The 17,001-nt window shown below is 65.3% G+C and carries 12 protein-coding genes, 1 tRNA gene and 1 pseudogene; 8 read left to right on the top strand and 6 right to left on the bottom strand.

The window, feature by feature from the left end; translation table 11 throughout:
- Window positions 1-25 precede the first annotated feature (25 nt).
- The 3 genes from HDG37_RS21890 (at window position 26) to HDG37_RS21900 (ending at window position 1,304) form a co-directional block, all read left to right on the top strand.
- Window positions 26-817 carry a BON domain-containing protein gene (locus tag HDG37_RS21890; RefSeq protein WP_184051223.1) on the top strand — a complete coding sequence of 264 codons (792 nt, stop codon included), beginning with the start codon at window positions 26-28 and terminating at the stop codon, window positions 815-817.
- A complete protein-coding gene (locus HDG37_RS21895) occupies window positions 817-1,170 on the top strand; it encodes a c-type cytochrome (RefSeq protein WP_184051225.1) in 354 nt (117 codons plus the stop codon). The genes HDG37_RS21890 and HDG37_RS21895 overlap by 1 nt, the downstream gene beginning before the upstream one ends.
- A 64-nt stretch (window positions 1,171-1,234) precedes the next feature.
- A tRNA-Ala gene (locus HDG37_RS21900) sits at window positions 1,235-1,304 on the top strand.
- 156 nt (window positions 1,305-1,460) lie between these two features.
- On the opposite strand, the pseudogene HDG37_RS39445 reads toward HDG37_RS21900, so the two are convergent.
- Window positions 1,461-1,787, bottom strand: a pseudogene (locus HDG37_RS39445) (methyl-accepting chemotaxis protein); the annotation flags it as partial.
- Between the two features lie 245 nt (window positions 1,788-2,032).
- Between HDG37_RS39445 and HDG37_RS21905 the strand changes: the two are divergent.
- Window positions 2,033-3,028, top strand: coding sequence for an AraC family transcriptional regulator (locus HDG37_RS21905; protein ID WP_184051227.1), 996 nt, complete (start codon window positions 2,033-2,035; stop codon window positions 3,026-3,028).
- A gap of 6 nt (window positions 3,029-3,034) precedes the next feature.
- On the opposite strand, the gene antC is transcribed toward HDG37_RS21905, so the two are convergent.
- Genes antC through antA form a run of 3 tightly spaced genes read right to left on the bottom strand, consistent with a single transcriptional unit; the run spans window position 3,035 to window position 5,955 of the window.
- Window positions 3,035-4,063, bottom strand: coding sequence for an anthranilate 1,2-dioxygenase electron transfer component AntC (gene antC, locus HDG37_RS21910; protein WP_184051230.1), 1,029 nt, complete (start codon window positions 4,061-4,063; stop codon window positions 3,035-3,037).
- Between the two features lie 15 nt (window positions 4,064-4,078).
- Window positions 4,079-4,567 carry an anthranilate 1,2-dioxygenase small subunit gene (antB, locus tag HDG37_RS21915; RefSeq protein ID WP_184051232.1) on the bottom strand — a complete coding sequence of 163 codons (489 nt, stop codon included), beginning with the start codon at window positions 4,565-4,567 and terminating at the stop codon, window positions 4,079-4,081.
- Window positions 4,564-5,955, bottom strand: coding sequence for an anthranilate 1,2-dioxygenase large subunit (gene antA / locus HDG37_RS21920; RefSeq protein ID WP_184051234.1), 1,392 nt, complete (start codon window positions 5,953-5,955; stop codon window positions 4,564-4,566). The genes antB and antA overlap by 4 nt, the downstream gene beginning before the upstream one ends.
- Before the next feature lie 333 nt (window positions 5,956-6,288).
- On the opposite strand from antA, the gene HDG37_RS21925 reads away from it, so the two are divergent.
- The gene (locus HDG37_RS21925; protein WP_184051236.1) at window positions 6,289-7,821 is read left to right on the top strand and encodes a diguanylate cyclase; all 1,533 of its coding nucleotides are present in this window, start codon (window positions 6,289-6,291) and stop codon (window positions 7,819-7,821) included.
- A gap of 149 nt (window positions 7,822-7,970) precedes the next feature.
- Entirely contained in the window at window positions 7,971-9,278 is a 1,308-nt protein-coding gene (locus HDG37_RS21930; RefSeq protein ID WP_184051238.1) for a solute carrier family 23 protein, read from the top strand.
- A 62-nt stretch (window positions 9,279-9,340) separates the two neighbouring features.
- Here HDG37_RS21930 and HDG37_RS21935 read toward each other — a convergent pair whose 3' ends face one another.
- The gene (locus tag HDG37_RS21935) at window positions 9,341-10,996 is read right to left on the bottom strand and encodes a Na+/H+ antiporter (protein ID WP_184051240.1); all 1,656 of its coding nucleotides are present in this window, start codon (window positions 10,994-10,996) and stop codon (window positions 9,341-9,343) included.
- A gap of 312 nt (window positions 10,997-11,308) precedes the next feature.
- Here HDG37_RS21935 and HDG37_RS21940 point away from each other — a divergent pair, with 312 nt between their 5' ends.
- Window positions 11,309-12,595 carry an EAL domain-containing protein gene (locus HDG37_RS21940; RefSeq protein ID WP_184051242.1) on the top strand — a complete coding sequence of 429 codons (1,287 nt, stop codon included), beginning with the start codon at window positions 11,309-11,311 and terminating at the stop codon, window positions 12,593-12,595.
- Window positions 12,596-12,630: 35 nt separating this feature from the next.
- On the top strand, window positions 12,631-13,347 hold the full coding sequence (locus HDG37_RS21945; RefSeq protein ID WP_184051244.1) for a copper homeostasis protein CutC: 717 nt from the start codon (window positions 12,631-12,633) through the stop codon (window positions 13,345-13,347).
- A gap of 17 nt (window positions 13,348-13,364) precedes the next feature.
- On the opposite strand, the gene HDG37_RS21950 is transcribed toward HDG37_RS21945, so the two are convergent.
- The gene (locus HDG37_RS21950; RefSeq protein WP_184051246.1) at window positions 13,365-16,952 is read right to left on the bottom strand and encodes an indolepyruvate ferredoxin oxidoreductase family protein; all 3,588 of its coding nucleotides are present in this window, start codon (window positions 16,950-16,952) and stop codon (window positions 13,365-13,367) included.
- Window positions 16,953-17,001 lie beyond the last annotated feature (49 nt).

Consider the following 17,001-nt stretch of genomic DNA (forward strand, 5'->3'; position numbering starts at 1 on the left):
ACTGATTTCGAAGGAGAGCTAGTTGATGAGCGTTTTCCGCATCAAGAAGACACTGGTGAGAACCGTGCTCGTGGTCGGGGTCGCGGCGGGCCTGTCGGCCACGCTGCAAGGCTGCTTTCTCGCTGTCGGGGCCGCGGCGGGCGGCGGTGCGCTGATGGCGACCGACCGCCGCACGCTCGGCGCGCAGACCGAGGATCGCGAGATTCAGGTGAAGGCGCTGTCGCAGATCAGCCAGAATCTGCCGGACTCCGCGCACGTCAACATCACGGTGTTCAACCGCCGCGTGCTGCTGACCGGCGAGGTCGCGGGCGAGGCGTCGAAGCAGCGTGCCGAGAGCATCGTGCGGAACATGAACAACGTGAATACGATCGTCAATGAACTGGCGATCGCGCCGGCGAGCTCGTTCTCGTCGCGCACCAACGACACCTACCTCGAAACGCGCGTGAAGACCGCTCTGATCGCCGAGAAGAACATTTCGGCGAACAATTTCAAGGTCGTGGCCGAGCGCGGCAACGTCTATCTGATGGGCCTCGTCACGATGAATGAGGGCAATATCGGCGCCGACGTCACGAGCCGCGTGCCGGGCGTCGTGGAGGTGGTCAAGGTGTTCCAGTACATCCAGCCGCAGGAAGCCGAAGCTGCTGCGGCCGCCGGTGCGACGGCGCCGGTGGCCGCCTCGCAGCCCGAGGTCAGCGAGCCGACGGTCGGCGCGATTCCCGATTCGTCGGTGAGCGCGCGGCCGCTCGATCAGCAGGCGCCTGCGCCGGTCAACTCGTCGACGTCGGTGCGGCCGGGTAATTCGAAGGCGGTGCCTTGATGCGCGGTATGACGCGTGCGGGTGTCGTGTTCGCGTTGGTGGTGGGCGCGCTGGCGGGCACGATGACGTCGGTTGTTCGCGCGGCCGAGGCGCCGCGCGGCCAGCAGGTCGCCGCCGCCAATGCGTGCATGGGCTGTCACGCCGTCGATCGCAAGCTGGTTGGTCCGTCGTTCCAGCAAATCGCCGCGAAGTACAAGGGCGACGCGCAGGCGCCGGCCAAACTCGCGCGCAAGGTGAAGGACGGCGGCTCCGGCGTATGGGGCATGATTCCGATGCCGGCCCATCAATCGATGAGCGATGCGGATATCCGCGCGGTGGTCGACTGGGTGCTCGCGGGCGCGCCGTCCAGATGAGGTTTTCCCGGGGCTGGAGGCTTGGCAAAAGGGAAAATGGCTGTGCTAGAATTATTTTTGTATTGGGGGGGTAGCTCAGCTGGGAGAGCGTCGCGTTCGCAATGCGAAGGTCGGGAGTTCGATCCTCCTCCTCAAAACGAAATCCGGCCTCCCGCCGGTTTTTGTCTTTCTATATCGACAAACGCACATCGTCATTGCCCTCGATGAACGAGATGACCGCATGCCGTGCCTTCGGGAACAGCAGGCGCGACGCGCAGGCGAAAAAGCACCGGTCAGAACTTATCCCACCCCTCTGCGATCAAGTCGGTCGCGCGTGCGACGGCGTGCATGACCTCGTTCATCGTTCTCCCCCTTCGCCAGCGAGCGCCGAGCCGTCGCGGATCCGGTCGACCGACGTCGCGATCGGGTCCTTGATCTCCTTGGCTGCGCTCGACGAGCTGGCCGCGTTTAGCGCGAGAATGTTGGTCTGAAACGCAACACCACCTCGGTGATCGCCATGATGGCCCCGATCTTCGTCGAGCTGTCGCTGACGTGCTGCGTCGTGTTGACGACCTCGCGCCAGCCACCGCGCTGCCCTTCTGCGCAACTGGCAACGCAAATGACCGATAGAAGCTTGCACGGTTTTGCGCGTATTTAAATGCGTGATGAATGCGTCGCCTTTCGTTCGAGTTTGGTCTCTTTTCCATTTGTCAGCAATTCTCCATGCAGCACAGCGGTGGTTTACCCGACGACAATGTCTCATTCATCCACCCGGAGCGGTCACGGTTGAGGTAGGCTTAGCCAAACCCATCATGTCCCCCGTTCTGCGCCCAGATGGACTGTCTCCCCTCGGGGCACGCACCTCAATAGCTCGTCTCCACGTATGTCAACTCCGGACCCCGGCAATCGCGACCTCCGTGCCGCGTTAAACGACCTCGACGGCGCCCGCAACTGGATGGCATCCATCTGCGGCCCCCACGGCCTCCAGGTCAGTCACCCGGAGCGCTTGCGCTTCCACCAGTCCGGCACCGTACTTCGTTCGATGGCGACGACGATAGGCTACGTCGAATACGGCACCGACGTGACGGTCGCGGTGAGCGAGAGCAGTCCGCTGAACTGCTACAGCGTGAGCCTGCCGATGGTCGGTCAACAGGAGCTCGCAGCACACGGCAAGAGGTGGTTGTCGGATCAGGATCGCGGTCTGATCGTCAGTCCGCAGGAATCGCAGGATCTCGCGATCACCGGCAATTGCCGCAAGCTGCACGTCGCGATTCCTCGCTCCGCGCTCCAACAGGTGCTGCAGACGATGCTGCAACGCCCCGTCGAAGCGCCGCTCATGTTCCAGCCCGACATGGACGCAGCCGCCGGCGATCAGGCATCGTGGTGGCGCATGGTCAAGTTCCTGGCCGGCGAGATGGAGCGCTCGGGACCGTCGCTGGGGCAGCTTTACATGTCCAGCGAGTTCGAACTGACGTTGCTGAAGGGGCTGCTGCTGTCGCAGCCGCATAACTATTCGGAACTGCTGGCCAACGCGACCGCACCGACGCCACCGCATTATCTGACCCGCGCGCGCCAGTTCATCCACGACAACGCGCGCGAGCCGATCACGCTCGAAGACATCGAGCGCGCGTCGGGTGTGTCGCGCTTCAAGCTGTTCGACGGCTTCCGTCAATATTTTGGCTGCGCGCCGATCGCGTATCTGAAACGCTACCGGCTCGAATCGGCGCGGCGCGATATTCTCGACGACCGCTCGGTGCGCAATATCTCGTCGGTGGCGTTGGGCTGGGGGATGTCGCATCTCGGCCGTTTCTCGACCGAGTACAAGGCGTTGTTCGGCGAGTCGCCATCCGAGACGCTGAAGCGCGCGGCGCGGCGTTAGAACGTCCTATCGCGCGTTGCTTTCGCCGAACTTCTCGTAAAACAGCCGGTAATCCTGAATACCCTGTTCGGTGAGCCAGGTCTTGATCGCTTCGACCATCGGCGGCGGTCCGCACACGTACATGTCGAAGCCATTCGATTCGAGAAACGAGCGGTCGAAATGCTCGGGAATCAGCCCGGTCTTGCCCGACCATCCCGGCGCCGGATTCATCACGACCGTCTCGACCGCGAATCCTTCGATGCTCGCCTTGTAGCCGTTGATGCGCTCGGTCTCGCACAGATCGGCTGCATTCGTGACGCCGTAGTACAGATGCACCGGATGCGCGACATTGCGTTTCGCCGAGATGTCGTCGAGCATGCCGAGGAAGGCAGAGAGTCCCGTGCCGCCCGCCACCATCACGAGCGGACGCTCGACCTGGCGCAGATAGAACGCGCCGAGCGGCGCCTCGAACTCGACCGGATCACCGGCCTTGCAACGTTCGCGCAGATAGTTGCTCATCATGCCGTCGGGCAGCAGACGGATCAGGAATTGCAACTCGTTGCGCGGGTTCGGATGATTCGCGAACGAGTACGAACGCCATTCTTCGGTGCCGGGCACCTTCACGCGCGCATACTGGCCCGGCAGAAAATCGAGCTGACGCTCATGCGCGCTCGCATCGACACGCAGAATCGCGGTCGTCGCCGACACCAGCTCGACGCCGACCACGCTCGCGCACACGGTGCTCGTGCCGGCGCCTTCGCACAGCGTGGAGTCGAAGTCGAAATAGAACGACGCATCCGACTTCACGCGCGTCTGGCACGAGAGGATCTTGCGCTGCGCGAGGTCCTCTTCGCTGAGCGTTTCCTCGTCGACGTAATCGAGCGTGTAGTCGCCCGATTCGCAGCGCCCCTGGCAGGTGCCGCACACGCCTTCGCGGCAGTCGAGCGGAATGTTCACGCCGTTCTTCAGCGCCGCGTCGAGCAGCAGCTCGTTCGGGCTCACATCGAAGAACGCGGTTTTGCCATCGGCGAAGCTCAACGCGACCTTATGTTTCATCGTCGTGCTCCCGGCTCACAGATGGTAGAAATCCAGCACCGCGTTGATGTGGTCGTTCAGCAGCAGCACGTGCTTGCGCTGGATCTTCCAGCTATCGCCCGACGCTTGCAGGTCGTACACCGCGCGGCCGTAGAAGTAGTCGGTCGAGCCGTGACGCGTGTACAGCGTCGACCAGTTCACGTTCGCTTCGACGCTCGAATCTTCGCGCTCGCTCAGTCGCACGTTACTGATCTGATGCATCGTGCGCGGCAGCGGTGTCGACGCGGCCGACTTGCCGGTGCGCAGCCGGAACACGCGGTCTTCGAGACCGGCGCGATCCGAGTAGTAAATCAGCGACATGCCTTGCTTCGGATCGGTCGTGTACACGTGCTCGGAATCCCACTGCGGCACATGGAACACGCTCTGCGGATCGAATAAATCGAGGTATTCGTCCCATTGCTGTTTGTCGCACAGATCGGCCTTCAGATACAGAAACTGCTCGACGGAGTGTTGGAGTTGGCTCATGCCTGCTCTCCCTGCGATTCGATGGATTTGTCGAGACCCTTGAGGATCGTGTCGCGCCAGGTGCCGTGCTGGTTCACGTAAAGCCCTTCGTGGGTCAGCTCGGTGCCGGTCAGATTCGGCTCGATGCCGAGCAGCGTGGTGTTCGCGGTCGTGCCGCTGGCCCACTTGTGATGCCCGCGCGAGATGTCGCTCCAGCGTTCGAGGCGCGCCTGGAAGCCGCGCTGCTGCTCGCGGAACTCGACGAGATCGTCGGGCGTGCCCATGCCGGACACGTTGAAGAAGTCTTCGAACTGACGGATGCGGTTCTCGCGATCCTTCGCCGATTCGCCCTTCACGCCGATGCACTGGCTGATGACCTCGGTCTTGTTCCACGCGACCGGCCGCACGATGCGCAGCTGCGAGCTGATCTGGTCCATGAAGAACAGACTCGGGTAGACATTCAGATTGCGCAGCCGGTGCATCATCCATTCGGCCTTGTCCTGGCCGTAGGCTTCGACGAGCCGCGGCATCACGCTCTCGTAGCCGGGACGCACTTGCGGATTCGGCATGTCGCTGAACAGCACGCTGTGGCCATTCCTGAACGCGAACCAGCCGTCGTCGGTTTCGCTGTCGCCCGCGCCGAGCTTGCTGTAGTCGAGCGTGCCGCCGGGGTTATCCCCTTTCTTCGCATTCGCCTCGATGCGGTGCTGCACGGTCGCCACGTAGTTGTAGTGCACGGTGCTCACGTGATAGCCGTCGAGACCGTTCTCGTTCTGCAGCTTCCAGTTGCCGTCGAAGGTGTAGGTCGACTTGCCGGGCAGCACTTCGAGCTCGCCGGTCGGCGACTGCGCGACCATCATGTCGAAGAAGATGCGCGCGTCGCCGAGATAGTCTTCGAGCGTGTCGATGCCGTCGACGTCGAGGCTCACGAACACGAAGCCCTTGTAGCTCGCGATGCGCGCTTTCTTCAGGCCGCGCACCGATTTGTCGAAGTCGTCGCAGTATTCGCCCGGCGCCTTCACCTTCACGAGCCGGCCGTCGTTCTTGTAGCACCATGCATGGAATGGGCACGTGAAGGTCGACTGGTTGCCCTTGGTCATACGCGTGAGCGTCGCACCGCGGTGCTGGCACGCGTTGATCATCGCGTTCAGGTTGCCGGCGCCGTCGCGCGAGATGATCAGCGGCTGGCGGCCCGCGCGCATCGTCAGGAAATCGTTCCTGTTGGGGATCTCGCTTTCGTGGCACGCATAGATCCAGGCCTTCTCGAAGATGTGCTCCATCTCGAGCGAGAACAGCTCGGGCTCCGTGAACATTTCGCGGGCAATCCGGTACACGCCTTCCGCGGGGCGGAAGTCCAGACAGCCGCTGACGAATTCGCGCCATTCCGAGGCGCTGCGCTGCTCGCTCATGATGTGTCTCTCTCCTTGTGTCCAATCGTTTGAAACTGACAGGCTCGATTGAATACTCAAGTGGCGAGGCCGACTATCCGGCCAATTCGCATTTGCTATCCGAATATTTGGACGGCGCCTGGATAATCTGACGATCGGGCGCAAGCCCCGCCGGACGGGACTTCTGGCGTGCCGTTCCGGTGCATGCGGGCAAAAACCCGGCTACGCAAACGTTTGCCTGCGCGCCATGTCTGCTACGCTCACGTTTTCGTAGGTCGCGGTTTTGACGGTGATTGCCGAGACGCGACCGCTTCTTCACGCGCGACGTTCAGCGCATGTCAGAACCAAAAACGCATGGTGACGCGCCGACCGAACAACGTGATTGCAATCAGTGTCTTGCTGGCTGGCGCGATCCTCGCGATCGCCGTGTCGCTGCTCGCACAGATGCGCGAAGATGCGTTGCGGCGCGCGCAGGACTCCATCGCCAACATATCCCTGCTGGTCCAGCGCGACGTGTCGCGCAATCTCGAGATCTACGACCTGTCGCTGCGCGCGGCGATCGACGGACTGAAGCAGCCGGGCGTGCTCGATCTGCCGCCGGAGATCCGCCAGATGGTGCTGTTCGACGGCTCGATCAGCGCAAAGGACATGGGCTCGGTATTCGTGCTCGACGAGAACGGCAACGTGCGCTTCGATTCGCGCGCGTGGCCGCCGCGCGCAAGCAACCATGCGGACCGCGACTACTTCAAGGCGCAGCGCGCTTCGCCCGACGTCGGCCTGTACATCAGCCATCCGTTCAGCCCGAGCGGCAGCGACGACGACCTGCGCATCGCGCTGAGCCGGCGCATCTCGAGGCCGGACGGCAGCTTCGGCGGCGCGGTGGTCGGCACGCTGCGCCTCACCTATTTCCATCGGCTGTTCGACGGCATGAAGCTCGGGCCGAGCGGCTCGATGGCATTGATGCTCAGCGACGGCACGATGTTGATGCGCCGTCCTTACGATCCGAAAACGATCGGCATCAACCTGACCGGCACGGCCAACTTCTCGCGCTTCATCAAGCGGCCGAGCGGCGACTTCTTCGGCACGGCGGCGATCGATCGCGTCGAGCGCTGGTATGCGTTCCGCCATATCGACGGCTTTCCGCTGATCCTCGACGTCGCGCTCTCGACGCGCGACATCTACGTCGAGTGGCGGCGGCGCGCATGGATCATCGGCACGCTGATCGGCGCGCTCGACGTGACGATCATCGCGCTCGCGATCCTGTTCTCACGCCAGTTGCGTCTGCGCCGCGCGGCCGAGGAAGAGTTGCGCGAACTGGCGCGCACGGACGGGCTGACCGGCCTGAACAACCGCCGCGCCTTCGAGGAGCACGTGAAAGACGAATGGCGACGCGCGCAGCGCACCGGCCGGCCGCTGTCGCTGCTGCTGATCGATGTCGACAACTTCAAGGGCTTCAACGACCTGTACGGCCATTCGGCCGGCGACGAAGCGCTGATCGGCGTCGCGCGCTGTATCGCGCAGAACGTGCGACGTCCGGGCGATACGGCCGCGCGCTTCGGCGGCGAGGAGTTCGCGGTGCTGCTGCCGGACACCGATGCGACGGGCGCGCAGCGGATCGCCGAGCAGATCCGCGCGGCGGTGCAGGCGCTGCAATGCCGCCATGTGGCCAGCACGCATCACGTGCTGACGGTGAGCGCAGGCGCTGCGACCGCGCAGGGCGCGGCGCTCGCGACGAGCCGCGCGCTCGTCGACGCCGCCGACGAAGCGCTGTATCGCGCGAAGGATGCCGGCCGCAATCGGGTGATGCCGTACGGCGCGCCGACGGACCACTCCGCGCGGGACGGCGCCGCAGTGACGCCGGACCCCGACCCGCGCCGCACGAATTGACGCGCTTCCAGGGCTCGTTTCCCGAGCCACTTGTCGGCCCGCTTGCCAGCCCTTATTGCTCTCCGTAAACTCGCGCGTAACTTTTGCCGGACCCACGCCGCAGCGCGTGATCGGCACACACCACGCCGACCCTGAGGAGAATCCCCGCGATGGCCGCATCCTATTTCCCCCGCTGGCGCCGCCAGCCTGCCGGCGCCGAAGGCGGCATCGTCGGCATCGACGAACGGCTCGGGTGGCCGCAGATGTTCGCGATGGGCGTCCAGCACGTCGTCGCGATGTTCGGTTCGACCGTGCTTGCGCCGCTGCTGATGGGCTTCGATCCGAACCTGGCCATCTTCATGTCGGGGATCGGCACGCTGCTGTTCTTCGTGCTCGTCGGCGGGCGCGTGCCGAGCTATCTCGGTTCGAGCTTTGCGTTCATCGGCCTAGTGATCGCGGTGACCGGCTACGGCGGACACGGCGCAAACCCGAATATTGCGGTCGCATTGGGCGGCATCATCGCGTGCGGCGTCGCGTACGGGGTGATCGGCCTGATCGTGGCGGCGGTCGGCACGGGCTGGATCGAAACGCTGATGCCGCCGGTCGTGACCGGCGCGATCGTCTGCGTGATCGGTCTGAACCTCGCGCCGATCGCCGTGCATGGCGTGAGCGGCAGCAATTTCGAGTCGTGGATGGCGCTCGTCACGGTGCTGTGCGTCGGCGCGGTCGCGGTGTTCACGCGCGGCATGCTCCAGCGTCTGCTGATCCTGGTCGGCCTGCTGCTCGCCTACGTCATTTACGCGATCGTCACGAACGGCCTCGGCATGGGCAAGCCGATCGATTTCTCGATCGTCGCGAATGCCGCGTGGTTCGGCATGCCGCACTTCATGTCGCCGGTGTTCGACCCGCACGCGATGACGCTGCTCGCGCCGATCGCGGTGATCCTCGTCGCCGAAAACCTCGGCCACATCAAGGCCGTCAGCGCGATGACGGGCCAGAACCTCGACCGCTACATCGGCCGCGCGTTTCTCGGCGATGCGCTCGCGACGATCGTGTCCGGCTTCGCGGGCGGTACCGGCGTGACCACGTACGCGGAGAACATCGGCGTGATGGCGGTCACGAAGATCTATTCGACGCTGGTGTTCGTGATCGCCGCGTTGATCGCCCTCGTGCTCGGCTTCTCGCCGAAGTTCGGCGCGGTGATCCAGACGATTCCGGGACCGGTGCTGGGCGGTGTCTCGATCGTCGTATTCGGGCTGATCGCGGTGACGGGCGCGCGCATCTGGGTCGTCAACAAGGTCGACTTCTCCGACAACCGCAATCTGATCGTCGCGGCCGTCACGCTCGTGCTCGGCGCCGGCGACTTCTCGCTGAAGCTCGGCAGCTTCGGGCTCGGCGGCATCGGCACCGCGACGTTCGGCGCGATCATCCTGTACGCGCTGCTGAGAAGAAAGCCGACGCAAGGGCCGGTGGCCTGAGCGTCTTTTATCGGCACTGGCATGTCGAGCGCCGGTGCCGATGCCGATGCGGCAGCCAACGCCTACCTTTTGCGCGCGGTCAGCGCCGTCTCCGACAGATCCACCTCGCGCATCAGCTTGTACAGCGTCTCGTCGTTGATGCGCTGGGTGTCGCGCAGGTCGAGCAGCGTCTTGCGCTCGGCGCGCATCGCCGCGAGCTTCATGCGGAATTCGAGGGCATCGGCACGGCGCGCGAGTTCGCGTGGCGCCTGTTCGTCGTCAAGCGTCGCGAGGCGGCGGCGGTACAGGTCCATCACCCGCGCGGTTACATCGGTCGCATACGCCTGAGCCGATTCCTCGAGGTCCGCGCATTCCGTGTCGTGCAGATGATCGACCGCGCGAATCGCCGACTGCGCGGCGAGCGTACGCGCGAGTGCTTCCTCGGCGGCATGCGGGTCCTTGCCGCGCCGCCAGCCGCGCAGCAGCAGCGGCAACGCGGCCACCGCCACCAGCAGCGACAGCAGGATCACGCCCGACGCGATGAAGATCGCGAGATCGCGTCCCGGCAGCGGCGTGCCGTTCGGCAGCACCTCCGGCAGCGACAGCACGCCCGCGAGCGTCACCGCGCCGCGCACGCCGGCCACCGTCGTCACCGAGGCCATGCGCAACCCGGGCACTGCGTTCGCGACGCCGTGCTTCGTCGCGCCGCGGCTCGCGAACCAGCGCAGCAGCCACACCCACGCGAAGCGCATCGCGTACAGCGCGAGCGCCACCGCAACGATATAGCCGATCAGCAGCGCAACCTGCGCGTCGTTGGTTTCGTGCGCGTCGAGCAGCGCGCGGCCGAGGATGTGCGGAAACTGCAGGCCGAGCATGATGAACACCATGCCGTTGAACACGAACTCGATCATCGTCCACGTGCTCGAGGCCCGCACGCGCGAGGCGACCTGCCATTTTTCCGTGATGCTCGCGTAGTTCATCATCATGCCGGCGGAGACCGCGGCGAGAACGCCCGACAGCTCGAAGCGCTCGGCGGTCAGATAGGCGGCGAACGGAATCAGCAGGGTCATCACGACGCCCGGCGCGGGATCGCCTTCTTCGGTGAGATTCAGGAAGCGCGCGGACACGAAGCTGAACACCGCGCTCACCGCCGCGCCGACCGCGAGGCCGCCCACCGCGATGATCACGAAGCTCACCGACGCTTCACGCAGCGAGAACGCGCCGGTCAGCGCGGCGGCGATCGCGAACTTCAGCGCGACGAGGCCTGACGCGTCGTTCATCAGCGCCTCGCCTTCGAGGATATGCATCAGCTGCACCGGAATCTTGCCCTTGCCGGCGATGCCGGACAGCGCGACCGCGTCGGTCGGCGACAACACGGCGGCGAGCGCGAATGCGACCGGCAGCGAGATCTGCGGCACCAGCGCGTGCACGAAGTGACCGACCACCAGCACCGTCATGAACACGAGGCCTAGCGCGAGCATCAGGATCGCGCGGCGCGCCATGAAGAACTCGCGCTTCGGGATGCGCCAGCCGTCCGCGAACAGCAGCGGCGGAATGAACAGCAGCATGAAGATTTCCGGATCGAACGCGACGTGCAATTCGAGGCGCGGCCACGCGAGCATCGCGCCGATCGCGATCTGCACGAGCGGCAGCGGCAGCTTGAACGGCAGCGCGCGGGTCAGCATGCCGGACGCGGCGACGGCGAGTAGCAGGATCAGGACGGTAAAGACAATTTCCATCGTGTGTTTCGGGGGATGAGGGGGTGTCCCGGGAGAGGGCGCGATGCGCAGGGTCGAGTGTAGCCCGGCGGCGCGCGCAGTTGCCGCGAGCTTCGCCGCGACGCGGCCTGCGGATCGGTGCACCGCAACGGTGCGCGCGACGCCCACGGGCAGCGCACGAGCGCTGTCGCCGGTGCAATCTTTCGGCCGAGTTACAGCGCAGTGTGCGCCAGCGTGCGCATGGACCTTGCTTAACCGGTAACGATGACGCACATTTTGAGAGCTCGTTGCCGGTCGCGTTCGAACCGGCCGGCTCTCGCGTGAGAGGATTGCATGACGATTGCGCAACAGGACAGGGCGGCGAGCATGCCGCACGGCTTCGAGGTCGAGGTGAGCTCGGGCCTTCAACGCTATTCGGTGCAGCACGGCGAACTGACGCTTACCAGCGTGTTCCAGCCGATTTTCAGTCTGTCGCACCTGCGCGCGGTCGGCTATGAGGGCTTGCTGCGCGCGCACGACGCGCTCGATCGCGCGGTGTCGCCGCTCGATGTGTTCGGCGAGGCCGCGCGCCTCGGCGACGCGCTGCAGGTCGACCGGCTGGCGCAGACGCTGCATCTGGAGAACTTCAAGGTACTCGGCGCCGAGCGCGAATGGTTGTTCCTGAACGTGCACCCGGGCGTGCTGACCGACCCGTATCTCGCGGCCGCTTTGCTCGCCAATCTGCGGCGGCTCGATCTGTCGCCGCGGCGCGTCGTGCTCGAAGTGCTCGAGCAGAGCGCCGAAGATCTCGATCGACTCGCCGATGCGGTGCGCGAGTTTCGCGAGCGCGGCTTCCTGATCGCGCTCGATGATTTCGGCGCCGGCCATTCGAACATCGAGCGGATCTGGCAACTGAATCCCGACATCGTGAAGCTCGACCGCGTCATGCTCTCGCATGCCGCGCATCGCGCCGACATGGCGACGATCCTGCCGGGACTCGTGGCGATGCTGCATGAAGCGGGCAAGCTCGTGCTGATCGAGGGCATCGAAACCGAGCACGAAGCGCAGATGGCGCTCGCCTGCAATGCCGACTTCGTGCAGGGCTTTTTCTTTGGCCGGCCGAATCCGGGTGTTGCCGATCCGATCCACGCGGCGGTTTGCATCGGCGAAGTCACCGAGCGTTATCGTGAGCAGGCCGAGGCACGCGAGCGGCGCAGCGCGAGTCAGCTCGCGCCGTATCTGCGCGCGTTCGAGCGCGCCGCGGAGCGTCTCGCCGCCGGTGAGCCGCTCGACGAGGTGTGCTGGAATTTCCTCGCGCTCGATCACGTGGCGCGCTGTTTTCTGCTCGACGCGAAGGGGCGCCAGGCCGGCCGCAACGTCGTGCTGCGCGCCGATCGCGCGGCGCACGAAACGCGCTTTCTGCCGCTCGCCGACGCGCAGGGCGCGAACTGGCTGCGTCGGCCGTACTTCAGCGTCGCGATCAATGCGCCGGAGCGGGTGCACGTGACGCGGCCGTATCTCTCGATCAACGAGGCGTTGCCGTGCGTGACGCTGTCGGTGGCAACGCGCGTCGGCAGCGAGACCTGCGTGCTGTGCGGCGATATCGACTGGGTCGAAGACGAACGCGACGCGCGCATCTGACATGATGTCGTTTTCAACGACACCAGGTTGCGCTCATGTCCGTGCTGCTCGAAGTGATTGCCACGACCGTCGCCGATGCGCGCGCTGCCGCGCAGGCCGGTGCCGACCGTCTCGAACTCGTGAGCGCGATGGGCGAGGGCGGATTGACGCCGAGTGTGGGGTTGATCGAGGCGGTGGTTTCAGCGCTCGGCGTCCGGGCAGCCGGCGTACCCGTGAACGTGATCGTGCGGCCGCATAGCCGCGCGTTCGTCTACGACGCCGACGACTACGCGGTGATGCTGCGCGACATCCGGGCCGTCAAGGCGGCCGGCGCGAACGGCATCGTGATCGGCATGCTCGATGCCGAGCGGGCGATCGACCGCGAAGGTCTCGCGCGCGCGTGCGAAGCTGCCGATGGACTCGCGATCACGTTCCATCGCGCGTTCGACGAGGCGCGCGATCTGCGCGAAGCGCTCGACGTATTGCTCGGTTTCGAGGCGGTGACGAATGTGCTGACGTCGGGCGGACAGCCGTCGGTGCTGCGGGCGCAAGCGACGATCGGCGAACTGCTGCGGCAGGCTGCCGGCTCGCATTGCACGGTGCTCGCCGGTGCCGGCTTGACGGTCGATGCGGTCGCGGAGTTCGTGAGCAAAACGCACGTCGAGGCCGTGCATTTCGGCTCCGGCGTGCGCGTGAACGGCAACGGACTCGCGCCAGTCGATCCGGCGAAGGTGATGCAGGTGAGGGCGCTGCTCGACGCGACGCAACGGTGAGCAGCGCAACGAACCGCTTACTTCGCGACCACCACCGGAATGCCGCGCAATTGCCCGGCGCCCTTCATCTCCTCGAGCGACTTCTTCACCGCGACACCCGTCGCCGCATCGATGCCGAGGCGCGCGGCGAGGTCTCGCTCACCACGCTTGACCCCCGCCAGATTCGCCAGCTTCACGTGCCCATACCCGCGCACGCGCGCGTGCAGTTCAGCGAGTTTCGCGACGTCGTCGAGATGGCCCGCGTCGAGTTTCGCTAGCGCACGGTGCAGCGTGGCTTCGTAATCGCTCGCGAGCTCGCGCTCCATCTTGCGCTCGAGCGTGCGGCCGAACGGATCGAGCGCAGAGCCACGCAGACCGCGCCATTTCGCGAGCAGGCCGAGCACGGGCCATATCCACTGACCATAGGTTTTCTTCGTCGGCACGGCGCCGGGCTGCGCACGCGTGAGCGTCGGCGGCGCGAGGTTGAAGCGGATCGTGAAGTCCTTGCCGGCGACGCCCTCGAACTGCGCTTCGAGCGCATCGCGGAACGCGGCATCCGCATGCAGACGCGCAACTTCGTATTCATCCTTTACCGCGAGCAGCCGGTAGAACGTGCTCGCGACCGCGCGCGTCACGCGCTCGCTCGCCGCATCGACGGCGGATTCCGCGCGCCGTGCCGCATCGACGAGCGAGCGATACCGCTTCACATAAGCCGCGCCGCCATACGCGAGCAGCCGTGCTTCGCGATGGGCGATCAGCTCGTCGAGCGTATCGACCCGCACGCTCGGCTTCGGTGCATGACGCGACTGCCACAGCGATTCGAGCGCGGCGGGATCAGCCGCGGCCATGCGCCCGATCGAGAACGCGAGCTGGTTCATCTGCACGGCGACGTTGTTCAGTTCGATCGCGCGCATCATCGCGGCGAACGACACCGGCACGAGACCGAGCTGCCACGCGAAGCCGAGCATCAGAATGTTCGCGCCGATCGTATCGCCGAGAAAACGCGTTGCGAGCGCTTGCGCGTCGCATGTCGACATACGCTCTTCGCCGGCCGCGTGACGCATCTTGTCGATCAGCGCGTCGGCGTGCAGCGTCGCATCCGGGTTCTGCACGAAGCTCGCGTTCGGAATCGCATGCGTGTTGACGACGATGCGCGTGCGGCCATGTCGCACCGTCTGCAGTGCATCGGCACTCGCGCCGACCACCATGTCACAGGCGAGCAGCACGTCGGCCTGCTGCGTGTCGATGCGGACCTGGTTCAGCCATTCGTCGCGGGCGGCAAAGCGAACGAACGACAGCACCGCGCCGCCCTTCTGCGCGAAGCCCATGAAGTCGAGCACCGACGCGCTCTTGCCTTCGAGGTGCGCGGCCATGCTGATCAAGGCGCCGACCGTCACGACGCCGGTACCGCCGACACCCGTGATGAGGATGTCGTACGGCGCGGCATCGAGTTGCGTCGCGGGAATCGGCAACGCGTCGACGTGCGTGGCGAGCGCCTGCGGATCGAACGCGTCGCCTGCGGCTTTTTTCAGCGTACCGCCTTCGATGGTGACGAAGCTCGGGCAAAAGCCGTTCACGCACGAGTAGTCCTTGTTGCACGACGACTGATCGATGCGGCGCTTGCGACCGAGCGCGGTTTCCACCGGTTCCACCGACAAACAGTTCGACTGCACGCCGCAATCGCCGCAGCCTTCGCAGACTTCCTCGTTGATGAAGAGCCGTTTGTTCGGGTCGGGGAATTCGCCCTTCTTGCGGCGCCGGCGTTTTTCGGCCGCACAGGTCTGGTCGTAGATCAGCACGGTCACGCCGTCGGTATCGCGCAACTGGCGCTGCACCGCGTCCATCTCGCTGCGATGGTGAAACGTCGTGCCCTGCGGAAACTGGCCGTGATGGCCGTCGTATTTCTCCGGCTCGTCGCTGACCACGACGAAGCGCGACACGCCCTCGGCTTCGACCTGCCGCGCGATCTGCGGCACCGAGATGCTGCCGTCGACCGGCTGGCCGCCCGTCATCGCGACCGCGTCGTTATAGAGGATCTTGTAGGTGATCGTCGCGTTCGCGGCGACCGCCTGGCGGATCGCGAGAATGCCGGAGTGAAAGTAGGTGCCGTCGCCGAGATTCTGGAATACGTGGCGGGTTTTCGTGAACATCGAATGCGCGGCCCAGTCGACGCCTTCGCCGCCCATCTGAATCAGCCCGGTCGTGTCGCGCTCCATCCACGACGCCATGAAATGACAGCCGATGCCCGCCTGCGCGATCGAGCCGTCCGGCACTTTCGTCGACGTGTTGTGCGGGCAGCCGGAGCAGAAGTACGGCGTGCGCTTCACGCTGTCCGCCGCGTTCGACAGGATCTGCGGCGCGACCAGATCGACGACGCGTTCACGGCGATCGAGCGCCGGCTTGTGCTTCGCGAGCCAGTTCGCGAACACCGGGAGAATGCGCGACGGCCGCAATTCGCCGAGCGACGACAGCAGCAACGTGCCATCTTCGGCGTGCTTGCCGACCACGACCGGCCGTGTGCCTTGTGTGCGGTTGTACAGATAGTCCTTGATCTGTTGCTCGATGACCGGGCCTTTCTCTTCGATCACGAGCACTTCGGACAGACCCGACACGAACGCGTCGATGCGCGTCATCTCCAGCGGAAACGACAGCCCGACCTTGTAGATGCGCACGCCGGCCGCGTCGAGATCGGCGACCGTCAGATCGAGCCGGCGCAGCGCTTCCATCAGATCGAGATGCGCCTTGCCACAGGTGACGATGCCGACATTGGCGTGCGGGCTCGGCGCGATCCACTTGTCGATGCTGTTCATGCGCGCAAACTGGCGCACCGCGTCGAGCTTCGCGTGCAGACGCGCTTCGATCGTCAGACTCGGCAGATCGGGCCAGCGGTTGTGCAGACCGCCGGCTGGTGCTTCGAATTCCGGTGGCGGTGTCCATTCGGTTTGCAGCGCGTCGAGATCGACGGTCGAGCCCGATTCGACGGTCTCCGAAATGGCCTTGTAGCCGACCCACGCACCGGAGAAGCGCGACAACGCCCAGCCATACAGGCCGAATTCGAGCATGTCCGCGATGTTCGACGGATTCACGACCGGCATGTGCCAGCCGATCAACGCGAAGTCGCTCTGATGCGGCATCGACGACGACACGCAGCCGTGATCGTCGCCCGCGACTACCAGCACGCCGCCGTGCGGCGACGAGCCGTACGCGTTGCCGTGCTTCAAGGCATCGCCCGCGCGGTCGACGCCCGGGCCTTTGCCGTACCACATCGCGAATACGCCCTCGACGGTGCGCTCGGGATCGGCTTCGACGCGCTGCGTGCCGAGCACGGCGGTGCCGCCGAGTTCTTCGTTGATCGCGGGCAGAAAGCGGATGTCGCTCGCGGCGAGCAGTTTTTTCGCCTTCCACAACTGCTGATCGACCATGCCGAGCGGCGAGCCGCGATAGCCGCTGATGAAACCGGCCGTGTTCAGGTTGCGGGTCTTGTCGAGCGCGCGCTGCATCAGCGCGAGGCGCACGAGCGCCTGGGTGCCGGTCAGAAAGATCCGGCCGCGCGTCGCGGTGAGATTGTCGGAAAGCTTGTAGTCGGCGAGAGCGGGCGTGCCGTCGATGGGCAGGCGAGCGGTCATGGGGGAGTCTCCAATGTTCTGGCTTCGCGCGCGGGCGGTGGGGTCACGG

Origin of the sequence: Paraburkholderia sp. MM5384-R2, from assembly GCF_014201025.1 — a bacterium.
Lineage (GTDB): Bacteria > Pseudomonadota > Gammaproteobacteria > Burkholderiales > Burkholderiaceae > Paraburkholderia > Paraburkholderia tuberum.

Excerpts from the sequence above, each read along its gene's own strand:
- HDG37_RS21890 (WP_184051223.1), top strand. The coding sequence starts at position 26 with ATGAGCGTTTTCCGCATCAAGAAGACACTGGTGAGAACCGTGCTCGTG.
- HDG37_RS21895 (WP_184051225.1), top strand. The coding sequence starts at position 817 with ATGCGCGGTATGACGCGTGCGGGTGTCGTGTTCGCGTTGGTGGTGGGC.
- HDG37_RS21905 (WP_184051227.1), top strand. The coding sequence starts at position 2,033 with ATGTCAACTCCGGACCCCGGCAATCGCGACCTCCGTGCCGCGTTAAAC.
- antC (WP_184051230.1), bottom strand. The coding sequence starts at position 4,063 with ATGAAACATAAGGTCGCGTTGAGCTTCGCCGATGGCAAAACCGCGTTC.
- antB (WP_184051232.1), bottom strand. The coding sequence starts at position 4,567 with ATGAGCCAACTCCAACACTCCGTCGAGCAGTTTCTGTATCTGAAGGCC.
- antA (WP_184051234.1), bottom strand. The coding sequence starts at position 5,955 with ATGAGCGAGCAGCGCAGCGCCTCGGAATGGCGCGAATTCGTCAGCGGC.
- HDG37_RS21925 (WP_184051236.1), top strand. The coding sequence starts at position 6,289 with ATGGTGACGCGCCGACCGAACAACGTGATTGCAATCAGTGTCTTGCTG.
- HDG37_RS21930 (WP_184051238.1), top strand. The coding sequence starts at position 7,971 with ATGGCCGCATCCTATTTCCCCCGCTGGCGCCGCCAGCCTGCCGGCGCC.
- HDG37_RS21935 (WP_184051240.1), bottom strand. The coding sequence starts at position 10,996 with ATGGAAATTGTCTTTACCGTCCTGATCCTGCTACTCGCCGTCGCCGCG.
- HDG37_RS21940 (WP_184051242.1), top strand. The coding sequence starts at position 11,309 with ATGACGATTGCGCAACAGGACAGGGCGGCGAGCATGCCGCACGGCTTC.
- HDG37_RS21945 (WP_184051244.1), top strand. The coding sequence starts at position 12,631 with ATGTCCGTGCTGCTCGAAGTGATTGCCACGACCGTCGCCGATGCGCGC.
- HDG37_RS21950 (WP_184051246.1), bottom strand. The coding sequence starts at position 16,952 with ATGACCGCTCGCCTGCCCATCGACGGCACGCCCGCTCTCGCCGACTAC.